Annotated in this window: 17 protein-coding genes; 10 read left to right on the forward strand and 7 right to left on the reverse strand. The window is 43.3% G+C overall.

All coding sequences use genetic code 11. The features are described 5' to 3' along the window. Window positions 1-8: 8 nt before the first annotated feature. The 7 genes from trpA to aroF are packed head-to-tail and all read right to left on the reverse strand — an operon-like array spanning window position 9 to window position 7,817. The gene (gene trpA, locus QQK06_RS15930; RefSeq protein WP_284245767.1) at window positions 9-857 is read right to left on the reverse strand and encodes a tryptophan synthase subunit alpha; all 849 of its coding nucleotides are present in this window, start codon (window positions 855-857) and stop codon (window positions 9-11) included. Beyond that, window positions 857-2,077, reverse strand: coding sequence for a tryptophan synthase subunit beta (gene trpB / locus QQK06_RS15935; RefSeq protein ID WP_284245769.1), 1,221 nt, complete (start codon window positions 2,075-2,077; stop codon window positions 857-859). The genes trpA and trpB overlap by 1 nt, the downstream gene beginning before the upstream one ends. 1 nt (window position 2,078) lies before the next feature. Beyond that, the gene (gene trpCF / locus QQK06_RS15940) at window positions 2,079-3,497 is read right to left on the reverse strand and encodes a bifunctional indole-3-glycerol-phosphate synthase TrpC/phosphoribosylanthranilate isomerase TrpF (RefSeq protein ID WP_284245770.1); all 1,419 of its coding nucleotides are present in this window, start codon (window positions 3,495-3,497) and stop codon (window positions 2,079-2,081) included. Window position 3,498: 1 nt separating this feature from the next. Next, entirely contained in the window at window positions 3,499-4,527 is a 1,029-nt protein-coding gene (gene trpD, locus QQK06_RS15945; protein WP_284245771.1) for an anthranilate phosphoribosyltransferase, read from the reverse strand. Beyond that, the gene (locus tag QQK06_RS15950; RefSeq protein WP_284245773.1) at window positions 4,520-5,179 is read right to left on the reverse strand and encodes an aminodeoxychorismate/anthranilate synthase component II; all 660 of its coding nucleotides are present in this window, start codon (window positions 5,177-5,179) and stop codon (window positions 4,520-4,522) included. Before QQK06_RS15950 ends, trpD begins: the two co-directional genes overlap by 8 nt. Before the next feature lie 2 nt (window positions 5,180-5,181). Then, window positions 5,182-6,804, reverse strand: a complete 1,623-nt coding sequence (locus QQK06_RS15955) for an anthranilate synthase component 1 (RefSeq protein WP_284245774.1) — start codon at window positions 6,802-6,804, stop codon at window positions 5,182-5,184. After that, complete coding sequence (gene aroF / locus QQK06_RS15960) at window positions 6,801-7,817, reverse strand: 3-deoxy-7-phosphoheptulonate synthase (protein ID WP_284245775.1); 1,017 nt, start codon at window positions 7,815-7,817, stop codon at window positions 6,801-6,803. The genes QQK06_RS15955 and aroF overlap by 4 nt, the downstream gene beginning before the upstream one ends. Window positions 7,818-8,166: 349 nt before the next feature. Between aroF and rnm the strand changes: the two genes are divergently transcribed. The 10 genes from rnm (at window position 8,167) to QQK06_RS16010 (ending at window position 17,014) form a co-directional block, all read left to right on the forward strand. Further along, window positions 8,167-9,048, forward strand: a complete 882-nt coding sequence (gene rnm, locus QQK06_RS15965) for an RNase RNM (protein WP_284245776.1) — start codon at window positions 8,167-8,169, stop codon at window positions 9,046-9,048. Window positions 9,049-9,066: 18 nt separating this feature from the next. Next, the gene (locus tag QQK06_RS15970) at window positions 9,067-9,687 is read left to right on the forward strand and encodes an L-threonylcarbamoyladenylate synthase (protein ID WP_284245777.1); all 621 of its coding nucleotides are present in this window, start codon (window positions 9,067-9,069) and stop codon (window positions 9,685-9,687) included. A 3-nt stretch (window positions 9,688-9,690) separates the two neighbouring features. Beyond that, window positions 9,691-10,551, forward strand: coding sequence for a segregation and condensation protein A (locus QQK06_RS15975; protein WP_284245778.1), 861 nt, complete (start codon window positions 9,691-9,693; stop codon window positions 10,549-10,551). Beyond that, window positions 10,538-11,182 carry an SMC-Scp complex subunit ScpB gene (gene scpB / locus QQK06_RS15980; protein ID WP_284245779.1) on the forward strand — a complete coding sequence of 215 codons (645 nt, stop codon included), beginning with the start codon at window positions 10,538-10,540 and terminating at the stop codon, window positions 11,180-11,182. The genes QQK06_RS15975 and scpB overlap by 14 nt, the downstream gene beginning before the upstream one ends. Window positions 11,183-11,227: 45 nt before the next feature. Beyond that, window positions 11,228-12,091, forward strand: coding sequence for a 23S rRNA pseudouridine(2605) synthase RluB (gene rluB, locus QQK06_RS15985; protein ID WP_284245780.1), 864 nt, complete (start codon window positions 11,228-11,230; stop codon window positions 12,089-12,091). Window positions 12,092-12,119: 28 nt separating this feature from the next. Then, window positions 12,120-13,265, forward strand: coding sequence for a ribonuclease D (gene rnd / locus QQK06_RS15990; protein WP_284245781.1), 1,146 nt, complete (start codon window positions 12,120-12,122; stop codon window positions 13,263-13,265). Between the two features lie 119 nt (window positions 13,266-13,384). Continuing rightward, window positions 13,385-13,666 (forward strand): YcgL domain-containing protein, encoded by a 282-nt coding sequence (locus tag QQK06_RS15995; protein ID WP_284245782.1) that lies wholly within the window; start codon window positions 13,385-13,387, stop codon window positions 13,664-13,666. A 21-nt stretch (window positions 13,667-13,687) separates the two neighbouring features. Further along, a complete protein-coding gene (locus tag QQK06_RS16000) occupies window positions 13,688-14,734 on the forward strand; it encodes a lytic murein transglycosylase (RefSeq protein WP_284245784.1) in 1,047 nt (348 codons plus the stop codon). 8 nt (window positions 14,735-14,742) lie between these two features. Then, window positions 14,743-15,246: a YcgN family cysteine cluster protein gene (locus QQK06_RS16005; protein WP_284245785.1), complete on the forward strand. Its 504-nt coding sequence runs from the start codon at window positions 14,743-14,745 to the stop codon at window positions 15,244-15,246. Window positions 15,247-15,475: 229 nt separating this feature from the next. Next, entirely contained in the window at window positions 15,476-17,014 is a 1,539-nt protein-coding gene (locus QQK06_RS16010; protein WP_284245786.1) for a Re/Si-specific NAD(P)(+) transhydrogenase subunit alpha, read from the forward strand. Window positions 17,015-17,016: the final 2 nt, after the last annotated feature.

Below are 17,016 nucleotides of genomic sequence, written 5' to 3' on the forward strand. Positions count from 1 at the left end.
TATAGCTGTTAATTAAGCTTAGTAGCCGCTTTCATTTGGCTCACAAATTTACCAAGCTGACTGAACATTTCTGCTTCATTGTTCAGGTTTTGTTCAATGATGTTAACCACTGCAGAACCACTGATTGCGCCCTGCGCGCCGCTAGCTAATGCCGCTTTAACCTGACTCGGTGCTGAAATTCCAAACCCTATGACCGCCGGAGCCGCATTATGCGAGTTAAGCTGTGCGATTAAATGCTCGGTCGATAAGCCTGCTCCAGCATTTTCCTTAGCCGGATCATCAGCGCCGGTGACGCCTGCACGGCTTAACACATAAGTATAACCCTGACTATATTGCGAAATTTTGGTCAGAGTGTCTGTGCTAGCATTAGGGGGGGCAATAAAAATAGGTGCGATATTCGCATCTTTTGCCGCTTGCCTGAAACGTTCACTTTCCCGGATTGGCAAGTCTGCAATCAGTACAGAATCTACCCCGGCATCACTGATATCTTGATAAAACTTTGTAATACCGCGGGCAAATACCAAGTTACCGTATAGGAGCAAGCCAATCGGAATATCCGGTGCGTATGCTCGTACTTGTGCTAAGATCTCAATACAGGTGTCGGTGTTAGTACCAGAGGCAAGCGCACGTTTACCGGCATTTTGTATTGTCACTCCGTCGGCACTTGGGTCAGAAAATGGAATGCCGAGCTCTAAGGCATCAGCGCCGTTATCAATTAAGGTTTTAATTATCTTAAAAGAAAGCGCTGCATTTGGATCGCCAATGGTTACAAACGGAATAAACGCGCCCTGATTGTTTTCAGCTAAGCGGGCAAAGCAAGCTTGATAGCGCTGACCTGGATTGGTAATAGATGTCATTAATCTTGCCCCTCATTATCAGTAGTTTGTTCTGGGTGTAATACAGTGTGAACATGAGCGAGATCTTTATCACCACGCCCGGATAAGTTGACTAGAAAGATGGTTTCTTCACTCACGTCTTTTGCCATTTTTAGTGCTTGTGCCAGCGCATGTGAGGATTCCAATGCCGGAATAATACCTTCGCAGCGCGCTAATGTCTGAAAAGCTTCTAATGCTTCATCGTCATTAATTGGTAGGTATTGCGCCCGCCCGGTTTCCTTTAAATAGGCGTGCTGTGGGCCAACCGCAGGATAGTCTAATCCGGCAGAGACCGAGTAAGACTCCTGAATTTGCCCATAACTGTCTTGCATAATATAGGTGTAGTTACCGTGGAGCATGCCTTTAGTCCCAGCAGCGAGTGTTGCACCATGTTGATGAGTCTCTATGCCTTTACCGCCAGCTTCGACGCCGATCAGTTTAACGTTTTCTTCTTGGATAAAATCATTAAACATACCAATGGCATTCGAGCCGCCACCGACACAGGCAATAACATAATCCGGTAATCGCCCCTCTTGTTCCAGTAACTGCTGTTTCGCTTCTTCGCCGATCATTTTTTGAAAATCACGGACAATCGTTGGGAATGGATGAGGGCCAGCGGCGGTACCTAATAAATAATGAGCATTGTCATAATTGGCTGACCAGTCGCGTAGCGCCTCATTGACGGCATCTTTTAAGGTGCCGGCACCGGCACTGACCGGAATAACTTCAGCGCCCATTAGTTTCATCCGAAAAACATTTGGTTGCTGGCGAGCACAATCCACTGCTCCCATGTAAACCCGGCATTTTAAGCCAAGGAGAGAACAGGCAATAGCGGTAGCAACACCGTGTTGACCGGCACCAGTTTCAGCAATAATTTCGCTTTTTCCCATACGTTTTGCCAGTAAGGCCTGACCTAGTACCTGATTGGTTTTATGGGCACCACCATGTAATAGATCTTCCCGTTTTAAGTAAATTTTTGCCAACGGATTATTGGTTAGATTCCGGGTTAAGGTCAGTGGTGTCGGACGGCCGGCATAATGAGTTAATAAGTTATTAAACTCGGATAGAAAGCTCTGATCTTGCTGAGAGTCAATATAGGCCTGCTCTAGTTGTTCAAGCGCAGGTACCAGTAATTCACCGACATACATGCCGCCGAATTCGCCGAAATAGGCGGGTAAGCTAGTGTTATTTTCTGTCGTCATGTTAATAATTCCGAATTTTGTTAAATACTTGCGTGAGTTTATCCGGGCTTTTGACCCCAGGGCGCTGTTCAACGCCCGAGTTTAAATCTAAACCGAATAAATCATGATTGGTTAGTTGATTAAGCGCACTGTCGATATTTTCCGCGCCTAAGCCGCCGGCTAAAAAGCAGGATGATAAATCTTGTTCACTCGCCGCCAGTGCATGCCAATTAAAGGCCTGACCACTACCTGCATGCTTGCCATCGAGCACATAATGCTCGCTATTGGCTGTTAAGGTGGGAAGATGATCTTCCACTGCAACGGCTTGCCATAGCTGGCAACCATCAGGTAGCTGCAGCGTTAGGGCATCGATATATGCTGGTGTTTCATTGCCATGTAGCTGCACTGCATAAAGTCCTAATTGTTGCGCAAGTTCGACAATTTCTTGCGGCGAATGATTAACAAAGACACCGACATAATGAAGTGATGGCGCTTGTTTTAATATAGAGAGCGCCTGCGCTTTATTGACAAAACGGGGGGATTTTTCCGCAAATATCAGCCCGCCAAATTGTGCGCCAGCGTCAATCGCGGCTTGCGCGTATTCTGGTGCGGTTAAGCCACAGACCTTATTATTGCCATAAATCAATGCGCGACAGGCTAGATCGATATCTGTTTGTGCCATGATCGAACTGCCGACTAAAAAGCCATCTACCGCAGGTGCCAGTTCGCGGATTTGTTGATTGGTATAGATACCTGACTCTGAAATGATAATGCGATCATCAGGGATTGTTGGCGCTAAATCAAAAGTCCGGCTGATATCTGTGCTTAAATCCCGTAAGTTTCGATTGTTAATACCAATAAGCTTAGCGCCAAGTTTAACTGCTCGTTCAGCTTCTTCTTCATTTGATACTTCGGTTAGGACCGCTAAGTTATACTGCTCGGCAACTTGTGCTAATGCTTGATATGCTGGGTCATCAAGTACGCTTAACATTAATAAGATAGCATCTGCACCATAATAACGGGCGAGGTAGACCTGATAGCTATCGATAAAAAAATCTTTATTGAGTACCGGGCAAGTAACGGTATCAGTAACCGTTTTCAGGTAGTCGAAATTGCCCTGAAAATATTTTTCATCCGTTAATACTGAGATCGCAGCGGCATATTTATCATAGATCTGACAAATTGCTTTGGGATCAAAATCTTCGCGAATCAAGCCTTTAGAAGGGGAGGCTTTTTTACATTCGAGAATAAAACCTGCGTGTGGCTGCCCTTGCTTGCGATCTAATGCAGCATACATGTCTTTAGTTGATGGTATTAGCTGATCAATAAAACTGGCTAACGGCATTTTTTCTTTTAATGCTGCAACTTCCAGTCGCTTGTCGGCGACAATTTTAGTTAACACGTTTTGTTCTTTTAAGTTTTCTCTTTGCACAGCGGCCATATTAGTTAGCTCCTGCCGTTACTGAATTATTGGATATTTTCACCATCTGCTGCAAAGTCGTTAAGGCCTGACCTGAGGCTAATACTTCAGTGGCTATTTGCGCAGCTGTCTTTAAATTATCAGCCTTATTATGCAGATAGAGTAGTGCGGCACAGTTAATGATCACAGCATTGTTATGGGCTGGCGCGCCATTGCCGGTTAAAATACTGTGGATTATTTCGGCGTTTTCTTGTGGTGTGCCACCTTTGATGTCTGCTAAGGTGTAACGTTTTAGGCCAAAGTCTTCCGGTGAGATCACTTTTTGCGTCAATTCACCGTGGTTAATTTCGATTACCTGCGTTTCACCGTGTAAGGCAATTTCATCCAAACCACTACCATGAACGACCCAGCCACGTTTAACCCCTGTGAGCACTAAACTTTTTGCCATTACCGGAATAAGTGTTGGGATATAAACGCCAAGTAACATCACCTCTGGTGCTGCCGGGTTAACTAATGGCCCGAGGATATTAAATAAGGTTCTAATACCCATGGCTTTTCTTACTGGCCCGGCGTATTTAAATCCAGGATGATAAGCGGGCGCGTATAAAAAGCATAAATTTGTTTGTGCCAAACAGTCACTAGCGGTTTGTGCTGACATATTGAGGTTAACGCCAAAGGCTTCAAGTAAATCAGCCGAACCTGACATGCTCGAAACACTGCGGTTACCGTGTTTTGCCATTTTGATGCCACAAGCAGCGGCTAAAATAGCGGCAGTGGTTGAAATATTAATAGTATTAGCGCCATCGCCACCTGTGCCGACACAATCAGTTACGCCTGTTGTTTGTTGGGGGAAAGTGGTGGCGTATTGACGAACCGCCGTTGCCGCGCCGGCGATTTCTTCTGCTGTTTCACCTTTTATTTTTAGTGCTGTCAGTACCGAAGCTAATAACTCGGGCGCTATTTTACCTTGCATAACATCGGCAAAAAATGACTGCGCTTGTGCTTGAGTGAGAGATTGACCATCTACTAAGTTTTGTAAAATATTATTCATCACTATTTCCTTTTGGTGAACTTGCAAACTGAGCACTTTCTTGGGTTAAGCAAGCAATACTTTGTGCCAGCAAAGTAGCGCCGTAAGTGGTTAGTATTGATTCTGGGTGAAATTGAAAGCCGATAACCTTATCTGCCTGGTGCTCAATTGCCATAGGTAATATTTGGCCGCTATCTGTAGTCAGTTGTGCGGTTAAGGTTAAACAATCCGGTATCTTTGTCGCGACTAATGAATGATAGCGGGCCACTGGCAGTGGTTGCTGAATGTTAGCAAACGCGCGGTTCGCATGGTGCTCAACATTTGATGCTTTACCGTGAACAATTTCCGGCGCACGATTTACTTCGCCACCATAGTGTTCTACTAACGCCTGATGACCTAAGCATATCCCTAATATCGGGTATTTTCCGGCAGTTTTGCCGATAAACTCCATTAAACAACCTGCCTGGCTTGGCGTGCCAGGTCCCGGAGAAAGTACGATTAATACGGGTTCATCACATTGCTCAATTTGCTCGATAATAAAATCTGCACTTAAGGTATTACGGTAAATAGTCGGTGCAAAGCCTAAGCATTGAAATTCATCCACTAGGTTATAGGTAAAGGAGTCGAGATTATCGAGCATAAAAATTTTAGTTTTCTGTCTGCTTGAGTTCATGCCTACTGCTCCTTTGCTGCTTGTGATGAGATGGTTTCCAGCTTAGCTGCGTTGATAATGGCACTGATCACTGCCTGAGCTTTTTGCCGGGTTTCATCAGCTTCGGCTTGTGGATCTGAGTCATAAACAACGCCAGCACCTGCTTGAATATAGGCGGTGCCGTTCTTGACAAAGGCACTACGAATAACGATGCAGGTATCCATATCACCTTCACCTGTTAGGTAGCCGACTGCGCCGCCGTAACTACCACGTCGTTTTCCTTCAACGCGGCGAATTAGTTCTGTCGCTTTTACTTTCGGCGCGCCAGATAAGGTGCCCATATTCATACAAGCCTGATAGGCATGCAGGGCATCGAGATCTTCTGCTAAGGTGCCACATACGCGGGAAACCAGATGCATTACATGAGAATAGCGATCAACTTTTAATAAGTCGGCGACATGGCGTGTTCCTGGCTGACTGACGCGGGCAACATCGTTGCGGGCTAGATCTACTAGCATGATATGCTCTGCCAGTTCTTTTTTATCCTGGCGCAGTTCCAGTTCAATTCGGCAATCTAAGTCCAGTGATAAGTTACCGTTACAGTCGAGTCCTCGTGGCCGGGTGCCAGCGATTGGGTAAATTTCGACCTGACGACTGGCTTGCTGATATTTGATTGCCGATTCAGGTGATGCGCCAAAGATGCAAAAATCCTGATCCTGTAAGTAAAACATGTACGGACTAGGGTTGCTTTCTCTGAGCGCAAGGTAAGCATTAAAGGTATCTTTACATGGCAGAGAGAAGGTACGAGACGGCACAACCTGAAAGATATCACCAGCTTTAATATGTTCTTTTAACTGTTCAACGGTATGACAAAATGATGTATCGCTGACATCTGTTTGTACGCTGATCTGAGCAGCATCTGCTAATTCTCTCACTTGTGGTGGCGCGATATCCGTTTCAACCAGCGCTTTAATCGCTGATAGCCGCCGGGCAATTTCAAAGTGACATTTTTGTTGGTTTGGGCCGGAAAACACATTAGCAATCACTTCACTGACACGTTTTTCATGATCGATCACCACTAAGGTTTCCGCCAGGTAATAGACAAAATCCGGGCAAGTATTTTCACCGTTAGCGACTTCAGGTAATTGCTCCGCCATGGTGATCATATCAAAGGCAAACGCACCGGCTAAAAACACTGCAAACGGATGGTGATTTTCATTGCGTAACAGCTTAAACAGCCGAAGTGCTTGAAACGGGTTTGTCGCCAGCAAGCGTGATTTTTCATCTAAACTTTCGGTGTTATCGGCAAACGTCGCCGTTAGTGTTTGATCGGTTAATGAAATGCTGGCATGCTCTGCTAGCTGCTGTGCCGCAAAGTTTATTGCCGCCTGACCATTAACGGTTAATGGGGTAAACGTTACCTTATTGCCATGGCAAACGATTTTAACGGCGGCATCGATCAATAATAAACTTTTTAATTGATGCTTTTTATCTATCTCGGCAGACTCAAGTAATAAATTATTGCGTCGGTTGCCACAGAGTTTTTTAAACAGAGTTAACGGGTCTGCCTGATAACGCGCTTTACTCGACAGCGTGCTAACGCTACCAACGCTGGTATTATCTGCGTGATTAAAATGATGACTCATAGTGATTTACCTGCGGCGCTGATAAAAGGTTTAATATCAGCCATTAAGGTAGCAAAATCTTCAGCGGTTAATGCTTGATGTCCGTCAGATAATGCCTCTTTTGGATTTAAATGGCTTTCGACTATGATGCCGTCGGCGCCTACGGCAACTGCGGCTCTCGATAGCGGGTTAATTAATGATTTAACTCCCGTGCCATGCGACGGGTCAACAAAAACCGGTAAGTGGGACTTTTCTTTTAAATAGGCAACTGCATTCAAATCTAGGGTATTACGCGTCGCGGTTTCAAAGGTACGAATGCCGCGCTCACATAAGATGACGTTAGGGTTACCAGCGTTGATTATATATTCTGCTGCTAATAACAGCTCTTCGATAGTCGCACTCATACCGCGCTTTAATAGTACCGCTTTATCTGTTTGTTTACCGACTGCTTCCAATAATCGGAAATTTTGCATATTGCGAGCGCCAATTTGATAACAGTCGATATAATCATGCATTAATTCAGCATCATTTGGATCAATGATCTCTGAAACCACAGGTAAGTTAAATTTTTCACGCGCCGCTTTAAGTAAGGCCAAACCTTCAATCCCTAATCCTTGGAAACTATAGGGGCTGGTACGGGGTTTAAATGCGCCACCTCTTAACAAAGGAACACCTTGTGCCTTGATCATTTCGCTGACACCGAATAGTTGCGGTTCACTTTCTACTGAACAAGGGCCGGCAATCACGGTGAAGCTCCCACCACCAACTTTTACGCCGCCGATGGAAATGATGGAGTCGTGAGCCTGTAGTTCTCTGCTAACCAGTTTATAGGGGCTTAGTATCGGTTTTATTTCATCTACCATAGGGTAGCTGTCTAAATGAAGCTGGCGCAGTACGCGTTCGTCGCCAAGTGCGCCTAACACGGTACGTTCAATGCCTGGCATATAGAGTGGCTTTAAGCCAAGGCTGGAGATTTTATCTAATATTTCGTTAGCGTCTTGTTCAGTCGCTTGTGGTTTTAATACGATGATCATTGTGTGTTCCTAAATTTGTGTAATAGTTATCGGGTCAACCGGCGTAAATAGGCTGAAGCCACCATATAAACCAACTTTTTACCTTTGTTGTTAGCATATTGTTCTCAAAATTAATTAGCTCAAAAAGTAGTGCTATTGTTAAAATTTAATCGTTAAAACGAAAAAACCCGCTTAGTCAGACTATGCGGGTTTCTCGGAATTTCTTTACTTGTACAGCAAACTATCACAACCCACTATGTTGAGTTATGCCACCACCAAATTAATGAAATAGTTTGTTTTACTTGTATCATTTCGTTTGTTACCTAAGTAAAATGAGTGTGCTGAACAATTCCATATAGAAGACCTTATTATGCCTGCGATGTCAACCGGAAATTTTACTGTAAAAGAAAATAGTCGGGTTGATTTTCATAGTCATACCAATTGCTCTGATGGCGGCTTGTCGCCGCAAGAGCTGATAGAGCGGGCGGTGAACTTTCAAATTGATGTTTTGGCGATCACTGATCATGACACTACCTCAGCGCTATCTATTGCCAGAAGTTATATTTTAGAAAAAAATCTTCCTATCACCTTAATCGATGGTATTGAGATTTCTACCAGCTGGCAAGGGTTTGAAATCCATATTGTCGGTTTAAATATTGACGAAACTCATCCGGCCTTACGTCAGTTGATCGAGCAACAACAACTGGCGCGGGAAAATCGTGCGACTGCGATCGGTGAAAAGCTGACTAAAGTGGGATTTACCGAAGTTTATCAACAGGCAAAACAACTGGCGGGCCAAGGTTCTATTACCCGAGCACACTTTGCCAAAGTATTGTTACAACAAGGGCATGTTAGCAATTTACAATCTGCTTTTGATAAATATATCGGTAAAGGTAAACGTGCTTATGTAAAACCTGACTGGTGCACGGTAGAGCATGCGGTGGATGTGATTCATCAGGCCGGAGGCAGTGCGGTGATGGCACATCCGGTACGTTATGACATGACCACCAAATGGTTACGACGTCTTGTACTGCAGTTTAAGGCAGCTGGTGGTGATGGCTTAGAGATCGTATTACCCCAAATGAATAACGAACAACGACAATTAATGCTAAGCTTTTGTTTAGAGTATGATTTGTTAGCATCAATGGGTTCAGATTTTCATTATCCCAGTCGATGGAGTGATTTAGGACGAAATTTAGTGATGCCTGAGCAGGCGACGCCCGTTTGGCAACAATGGCAGCCTAACCCTTAGAGAAAAGGAAACGAGATTATGAGTCAGTATTTTTATGTCCATCCAGATAATCCGCAAGGACGATTAATGAAGCAGGCGTCAGAAATCATCCACAGCGGTGGTGTCATTGTTTATCCGACGGATTCTGGCTATGCCTTAGGTTGTCATATCGGTGATAAAAAAGCGCTAGAACGTATTTGCCGTATTCGTGATATCGATAAAAATCATAATTTTACTTTAGTTTGTAAGGATTTATCTGAACTCTCTGAATATACCCGAGTCGATAACAGTGCCTTTCGTTTGTTAAAAAATAATACTCCGGGACCATATACCTTTATTTTTAAAGCCAGTAAGGAAGTGCCGAAACGGTTAATGAATCCGAAAAAGCGCACCATAGGGATCCGTGTGCCGAATAATGTCATTGCTCAGGCCCTACTTGAGACATTAGCAGAACCGATTATGTCAACCACCTTGATTATGCCGGGAAAAGACATGGCGGAATACGACCCGGAATTAATTCGTGATCAACTGGAGCATCAGGTTGATTTGATCATCGATGGAGGCCACCTAGGCGAACATCCAACTACGGTTATTGACTTTTCTGAAGGAGACGCGCAGATTATTCGTGTCGGTGAAGGAGATGCAACCCCGTTTGAGTAAACCATGGCTAAGCGCGCGATAATTGAGACAAAGCAACTTGGTGAAATGAAGCAGTTACCGCTGGCGTTTGTTCGTGGTGAGGCAGTAGTTGAAAAACCGCAAGATTTATTTATTCCCCCTGATGCCCTTGAAGTGATTCTTGAGTCCTTTGAAGGACCACTGGATTTATTGCTCTATCTGATTAAAAAACAAAAATTCGACATTCTTGATCTACCGATAGCACCTATTACCACCCAGTACATGCATTATGTTGAGCTAATGAAAGATCTGAATATGGAACTGGCGGCGGATTATTTAGTGATGGCGGCGATATTAGCGGAAATTAAATCTCGATTATTATTGCCGAAACAAAACGTGGTTGAGGAAGAAGATGATCCGCGGGCAGAATTGGTCAGGCGTTTACAGGAATATGAAGTGATCAAGCAGGCTGCGGTCGATTTAGACGAACTGCCGCGAATGGAACGGGATCTCATTAGCGTACAAGTTGGCTTGCCACTAGGTTATGTTAACCAATTAAATTATGCGGATGTTGAACTTACCGATTTAGTGCAGGCACTGCAACAGGTATTAAAGCGCTCGAAAGCTTATCAGCATCACCATATCGAGAAGGAGTCGTTATCAACCCGTGAGCGGATGAGTAACATCATAGATCAGTTGTCATCATTGGCCAGTGGCTGCTTTGTTAATTTTGTTGAATTATTTAAACCTGCTGAAGGCCGTCATGGTGTGGTGGTAACGTTTTTGGCGTTATTAGAACTGATCAAAGAAAATATCATTGAATGCAGTCATATAATAAATGAACAAGACGATTCTCCCGCTCAGATCAGAGTCAGATTGAAGGAAGCACTTCATGTCATCGACTGAACTTTTGCATGACATATCAGGTGAGCTGAGTGAACAACAATTCATTCAGCTCATTGAAGCAGCTATTTTCTCGGCGTCAAAGCCGTTATCGGTTAAACAATTAAAAGAAAAACTGTTCGTCGATTTTTCAGTATCAAACGCCGATATTCGCCAGGCGATCGAACAATTGACTAAGGTATATCAGGCGCGAGGAATAGAGTTGGTTGAAGTGGCTTCTGGCTTTCGTTTTCAAGTCAAAAGTACACTAGCTAAAAGTATCGGAGAGTTTCAACAGGAACGAACGGTGAAATATTCTCGTGCGATATTAGAAACTTTGGCATTAGTGGCATATAAGCAACCGATCACTCGGGGAGAGATTGAAGATATCCGAGGCGTTAGTGTTAGTAGCCATATTATTAAAACCTTGGTGGAACGAGAATGGATTAAAGTGGTCGGTCATAAAGAAGTACCAGGGCGACCGGCGATGTATGCCACTACTAATGCGTTTTTAGATTATTTTTCTCTGACATCGCTGGCACAATTACCGGAATTAATGCCAATGTCAGAATCTGCTATCGTTACTGATGCAATGCAGGATATAATAGCGCCACATAATGATACTCAATCAAATGAGACAGAAACTAAGCGTTAACAACTAGGTTACCGTGATGTTACTGACGTAAGAGAGTAAAGACCGATGTCTGAAAAACTACAGAAAGTATTAGCCCGAGCAGGAAAAGGGTCACGCCGAGAAATGGAAACTGTCATCAGTGCTGGTCGAGTCAGTGTTGATGGCAGAGTGGCGTATTTAGGTGACCGTGTTGAAGGTACGGAGCAAATTCGTATTGATGGTCATCCAGTTATTTTGACCAACAAAGAAGAAGATTTGTGCCGGGTACTGATGTACAACAAACCGGAAGGGGAAATGTGTACCCGTAAAGATCCGGAAGGGCGGCCAACAGTATTTGATCGTCTACCTAAATTAGAGACCGGTCGCTGGATTGCCGTTGGTCGTTTGGATATTAATACCTCGGGCATGTTGTTGTTTACCACAGATGGTGAACTGGCTAATCGCTTAATGCATCCTTCACAAAAAGTCGAACGGGAATATGCCGTACGGGTATTTGGTGAAGTCGATGAAGCCATGCTGCAAAGATTACGTGCTGGGGTTAAATTAGAAGACGGCCTTGCGCGCTTTCAAAAAATTACTTATCGTGGTGGTGAAGGGCGTAACCATTGGTTTCATGTCGTGTTGTCCGAAGGACGTAATCGTGAAGTCAGACGATTATGGGAAAGTCAGGAAGCGCAAGTCAGTCGACTGATCCGTGTACGTTACGGTGATATTGAGCTTAAACGTCAGCTGCCGCTGGGGGGTTGGGTTGAGTTATCACTAAAAGAAGTAAACTATTATCGTAAATTAGTGAAGTTAGCACCAGAAACTAAAAGCAAAGTGAAAGTGGATGAAAAAGCAATGGATAATGCCAAGAGTCGTCGCATTCGTCGCAGTGTGAAAAAACATCAACATCGTCATCAGCAAGCAACCCGAAGACGACGATCTTAACAGTCACTAACGGTTAAAAGAGGTTCCGTTGGAAAATCACTATATACAAGATGATGCTGGGTTAGTGGCTCTATGCCAACAATTAGCGCAGGCAAAAGTATTAGCAGTTGATACCGAGTTTGTCCGTACTCGCACTTTTTACCCTAGATTAGGGCTGTTACAAGTGTGTGATGGTCGGGTGGTTGGGTTAATTGATCCTATTGCTATTAAGGATTTATCGCCTTTTTGGCAACTGCTTACTAATGCCGCGATTAAAAAAGTATTACATGCCTGCTCTGAAGATCTGGAAGTGTTTTTAACTCAGGCAAACTGCCGTCCGGTCAATTTAATTGATACCCAAGTGATGATGTCATTTTTGGGGCATGGGTTATCCATTGGTTATGCAGCTATGGTTGAACATTATTTAGCGGTGACGTTAGATAAATCAGACTCACGTACTGACTGGACCAAACGACCGTTATCCGATAGTCAGTTAGTCTACGCACGAGCAGATGTTAGTTACTTATATAAATTGTTTCCAAAGCTTGAACAAGAACTTGCGCAAACTCCTTGGTATCAAGCGGCGCAACAAGAAACTGAATTGATGGTAGATAAAAAGTTTACCGCGATTGACAGCAGTGAGCTTTATCGTAGTGTAAAAATGAGTTGGCGTTTAAACGCGAAGCAGTTAAATAATCTGAAATTTCTTGCGCAGTGGCGTTACCAGCAGGCGCAAAAACGAGACTTGCCGATAGGTTTTATTGCAAAAGATCATACTTTGATTGCTTTAGCGCAAAAATCCCCTAAAAATACTACGGCGATGGCCGCGATTGAAGGCGTTGAATTGCAGGATGTTCGTCATAAAGGCAAAGCAATGCTGGCGGTGTTAAAGCAGGCAGAAAAAGTCGATGCAGCCAGTTACCCTGATGAAATTAAACGGCTTGATGAATATCCTGGTTATAAACAAACTTATAAAAAGATCAAAAACTTTGTCGCTAAGCAGGCGGAGAAACATCAGCAACAACCGGAAAACTTAGCGTCAAAAAAACAAATCAATCAGTTTCTCTCTTGGCATTATCAGCTTAATAATGGTGGCAAGTCAGCAGACACTATTGATGTTTTATCTAACTGGCGTGCGTCATTGTTCGGTAACGAATTATTAACGCATGCTCGCAGTAATTTTGCTTCGCTCTAGTTACATTTAGCTTAGCTGGCATGCTATATTGCCTATTCATCTATTTAGTTAACCTTTTAGCGTCAGCAGAGAATGTGATTTCTGCTGATCGAAGGTAAAGAAAATTTTAGGTCTCCGTCATGCTGTGCGCTGTATATAGAAGTTCAAAAAAAGCTCAAACCTATTTGTTTATCAATAAACGTGATGAATTCTCTCAGGTGCCTGAAGCGTTAATGGCGATGTTTGGTACACCGCAACTGGTGACTATCGTTAATTTAGCGAATAAAGATAAATTAGCATTGGCAGACATTAATAAAGTAAAAGAAAATTTGCACGAACAGGGGTTTTATCTGCAATTGCCACCACCGACGGAAGATTTGTTAAAAGCTCACAAAGAGCAAATGAAACAACAGATGGATTAATAGGGAGGATTAAGCTTCGTTATGAATAAGCGACAATTATTTGGTTTAATAACAGCTTTTGTAGGTAGTCTAGTTATTGGTCAAGCTTATAGTGCACAGAAAAAAGAACTGTCCGAGCAAGGGTTTGAACGCTATGTTAGTGCATTACGTCAGGAAGCGCTTGAAAAAGGCTATCCAGCAGAATTTGTTGAGCAAAACTTTACCCGTGTCACTTTTCATCAACGTGCCGTTAAGGCAGATCGAAATCAGCCTGAAGTGGTGGAAACCTTAGATACGTATTTACCCAAACGGGTTCCTAAGTGGAAAGTTGACCGTGCCCGTGATCTTTATAAACAACATTTTCCACTGCTGAGAAAAATTGCCGAACAATACAATGTTCAACCAAGGTTTATCGTCGCGTTATGGGGGCTGGAAACTAACTTTGGTAAAATCATGGGTAACTATAACGTTGTTTCAGCGTTAACCACACTTGCATATGAAGGCCGTCGGGAAGCGTTTTTCAAAAAGCAGTTATGGGCGGCATTTGACATCTTACAGCAGGGACATATCGATATTGATAATATGAAAGGTTCTTGGGCAGGAGCCATGGGACAGAATCAGTTTATGCCAACCTCATTTTTAGCCTATGCGGTGGATGGTGACGGTGATGGTAAAAAAGATATCTGGAACAATCAGGCAGATGTCTTTGCCTCGATGGCAAATTATTTACAACAAGAAGGCTGGGATGATGAAATAACTTGGGGACGTCAGGTGAAATTACCCGCTGAATTTGATTTTAGTTTAGCCATTCCTAAGCGTACCGGTGGGCGTAAAAGCTGGTTAAAAGCTTGGGGAGAACGAGAAAAAACCCTAGCACAATGGCAGGCGTTAGGGGTTAGACGTGCTGATGGTACCGATTTACCTAAGGTCGATATTAAAGCAGCATTAGTATTTCCGGATGATGAAAAAGGACGCGTATATCTTGCCTATGAAAACTATAAGGCGTTGATGCACTGGAACTTATCCTATTATTTTGTCAGTTCGGTTGGCCATTTGTCTGACCGTATTAAATTTCCACCTATTAAGTAATAAGCAAGATGACTCAAGCTTTTTGGCAAACTAAAACTCTAGAACAAATGACCCGCAGTGAATGGGAGTCTTTGTGCGATGGCTGTGCAAAGTGTTGTTTGCATAAATTTATCGATGATGAAAATACGACGGATGAGACGGAGTTAATGCCGACTGATCATATCGGGGAAGATGAGCAAATGAACTATAGTAATATTGCTTGTTATTTACTCAATGATAAAACATGCCAATGTACTCAATACGCAAAGCGGACTAAGCTAGTGCCAGATTGTGTGCAGCTGACTCAGGATAATCTCGATGACGTTTTTTTTATGCCACCAAGTTGCACATATCGTCGGTTAAAAGAAGGCCGTGGTTTACCGTCCTGGCACCCGTTATTACATAAAGGGAAAAAATCCGCAATGCACAAAGCCGGTATGTCGGTGCGCGGAAAAATCGTCAAAGATAATGAAGTGGATATTGATTTTTTTGAAGATTATATTGTTACTTGGCCGTTAAACGATATTGATTAGTTGCGCAAACCAGACGTTACCCTTTCTAATTTATCTTTGCTCCTATTCTAAGCTTTTATCACGCTTTAGTATCCAACGTTATTGTTGACGCTAAAGCTTATTTATTTAGCTTATAGTCAATATTGTTAATTAAATCATATTAATTACACGACTTTCTGTTTGAATATTATGCGATAAATGGTAAAACATTGTACGTATAATAAAAATTAAACAGTAATTAAGGTGACTTATGATCATAGGAATACCGAAGGAGTCGTTACGGGGAGAAAACCGTGTTGCCAGTTCACCCTCAGCAATAAAAGCATTAATTGAGCTAGGCTTTAGTGTACAAGTACAAAAAGGTGCTGGCATAAAATCGAGCTTTAACGATCAGGAATATCTCGATGCTGGCGCAGAAATAGCCACTAAGAAGAAATGCTGGCAAAGTGACATTGTCTTTAAAGTGAATCCCCCAAGCCTTGATGAGGCTTCTCAACTCAATGATAACAGTACCTTAATTAGTTTTATTGCTCCTGCGCAATCTTCAGAATTGCTAGAGCTGCTAAAAAGTAAATCGGTTAATACCTTAGCGATGGAAATGGTGCCACGCATGACCCGTTCGCAGTCACTGGATGCCTTAAGCTCGATGGCCAATATTGCTGGTTATCGTGCGGTCATAGAAGCGACCAATGCGTTTGGCCGTTTTCTCACCGGACAGATCACTGCTGCTGGTAATTTACCACCAGCAAAAGTGATGATTATCGGCGCTGGTGTTGCCGGACTTGCAGCTATTGGCACCGCGGGAAGTTTAGGGGCTATTGTCCGTGCCTTCGATACCCGTCCGGAAGTCAAAGAGCAAATCGAGAGTATGGGGGCTGAATTTCTTGCGCTTGATTTTGAAGACGAGGACACTGGCTCAGGTGATGGTTATGCCAAGGAGATGAGTAAAGCCTTTATTGATGCTGAAATGGCACTATTTGCTGAACAGGCAAAAGAGGTCGATATTATTATCACCACCGCAATGATCCCAGGCAAGCCAGCGCCCAAATTGATTACTGAAGAAATGGTTAACTCAATGAAAACAGGTAGCGTTATCGTTGACTTAGCTGCTGCTGGTGGCGGTAATTGTGAATTAACCGTAGCAGGTAAAGCAGTGGATGTTAATGGTGTCAAAATCCTTGGTTATACCGATTTAGTCTCGCGCCTGCCTAATCAGTCATCCAGTTTGTACGCTAATAATTTAGTTAACCTGATGAAGTTATTGTGCAAGGAAAAAGACGGCACATTGACTATCGACTTTGATGATCAGGTCATTCGTAATATGACAGTGGTGTATCAAGGCGAAATCACTTTTCCGCCACCAGCGATTAAAGTCAGTGCTGCTCCTGTTGCGCCAAAAGCCCCGGTTGTTAAAGAACAACAGCCGGAAGTGATTGAACCGGTCAATAAAGAAACGAAAAAACATTTTTTAATGGCTGCAGGGGCATTGCTTTTTTCCTGGATTGCCAGCGTTGCACCAGCGGATTTCTTATCTCATTTTACCGTATTTGTTTTATCCTGTGTTATTGGGTACCACGTGGTATGGAACGTAAGTCATTCGTTGCATACGCCGCTGATGAGCGTTACCAATGCCATTTCCGGAATTATTATTGTTGGTGCTTTATTACAGGTCGGGCAAGATAATGTTCTGGTGCAATTCTTGGCGGGGATTGCGGTGTTAATTGCGACCATTAACATAGTGGGTGGCTTTTATGTCACTAAACGTATGTTAAAAATGTTCAGAAAATAAGG

Source organism: Thalassotalea insulae (genome assembly GCF_030161395.1).
In the GTDB taxonomy this organism is placed as follows: domain Bacteria; phylum Pseudomonadota; class Gammaproteobacteria; order Enterobacterales; family Alteromonadaceae; genus Thalassotalea_E; species Thalassotalea_E insulae.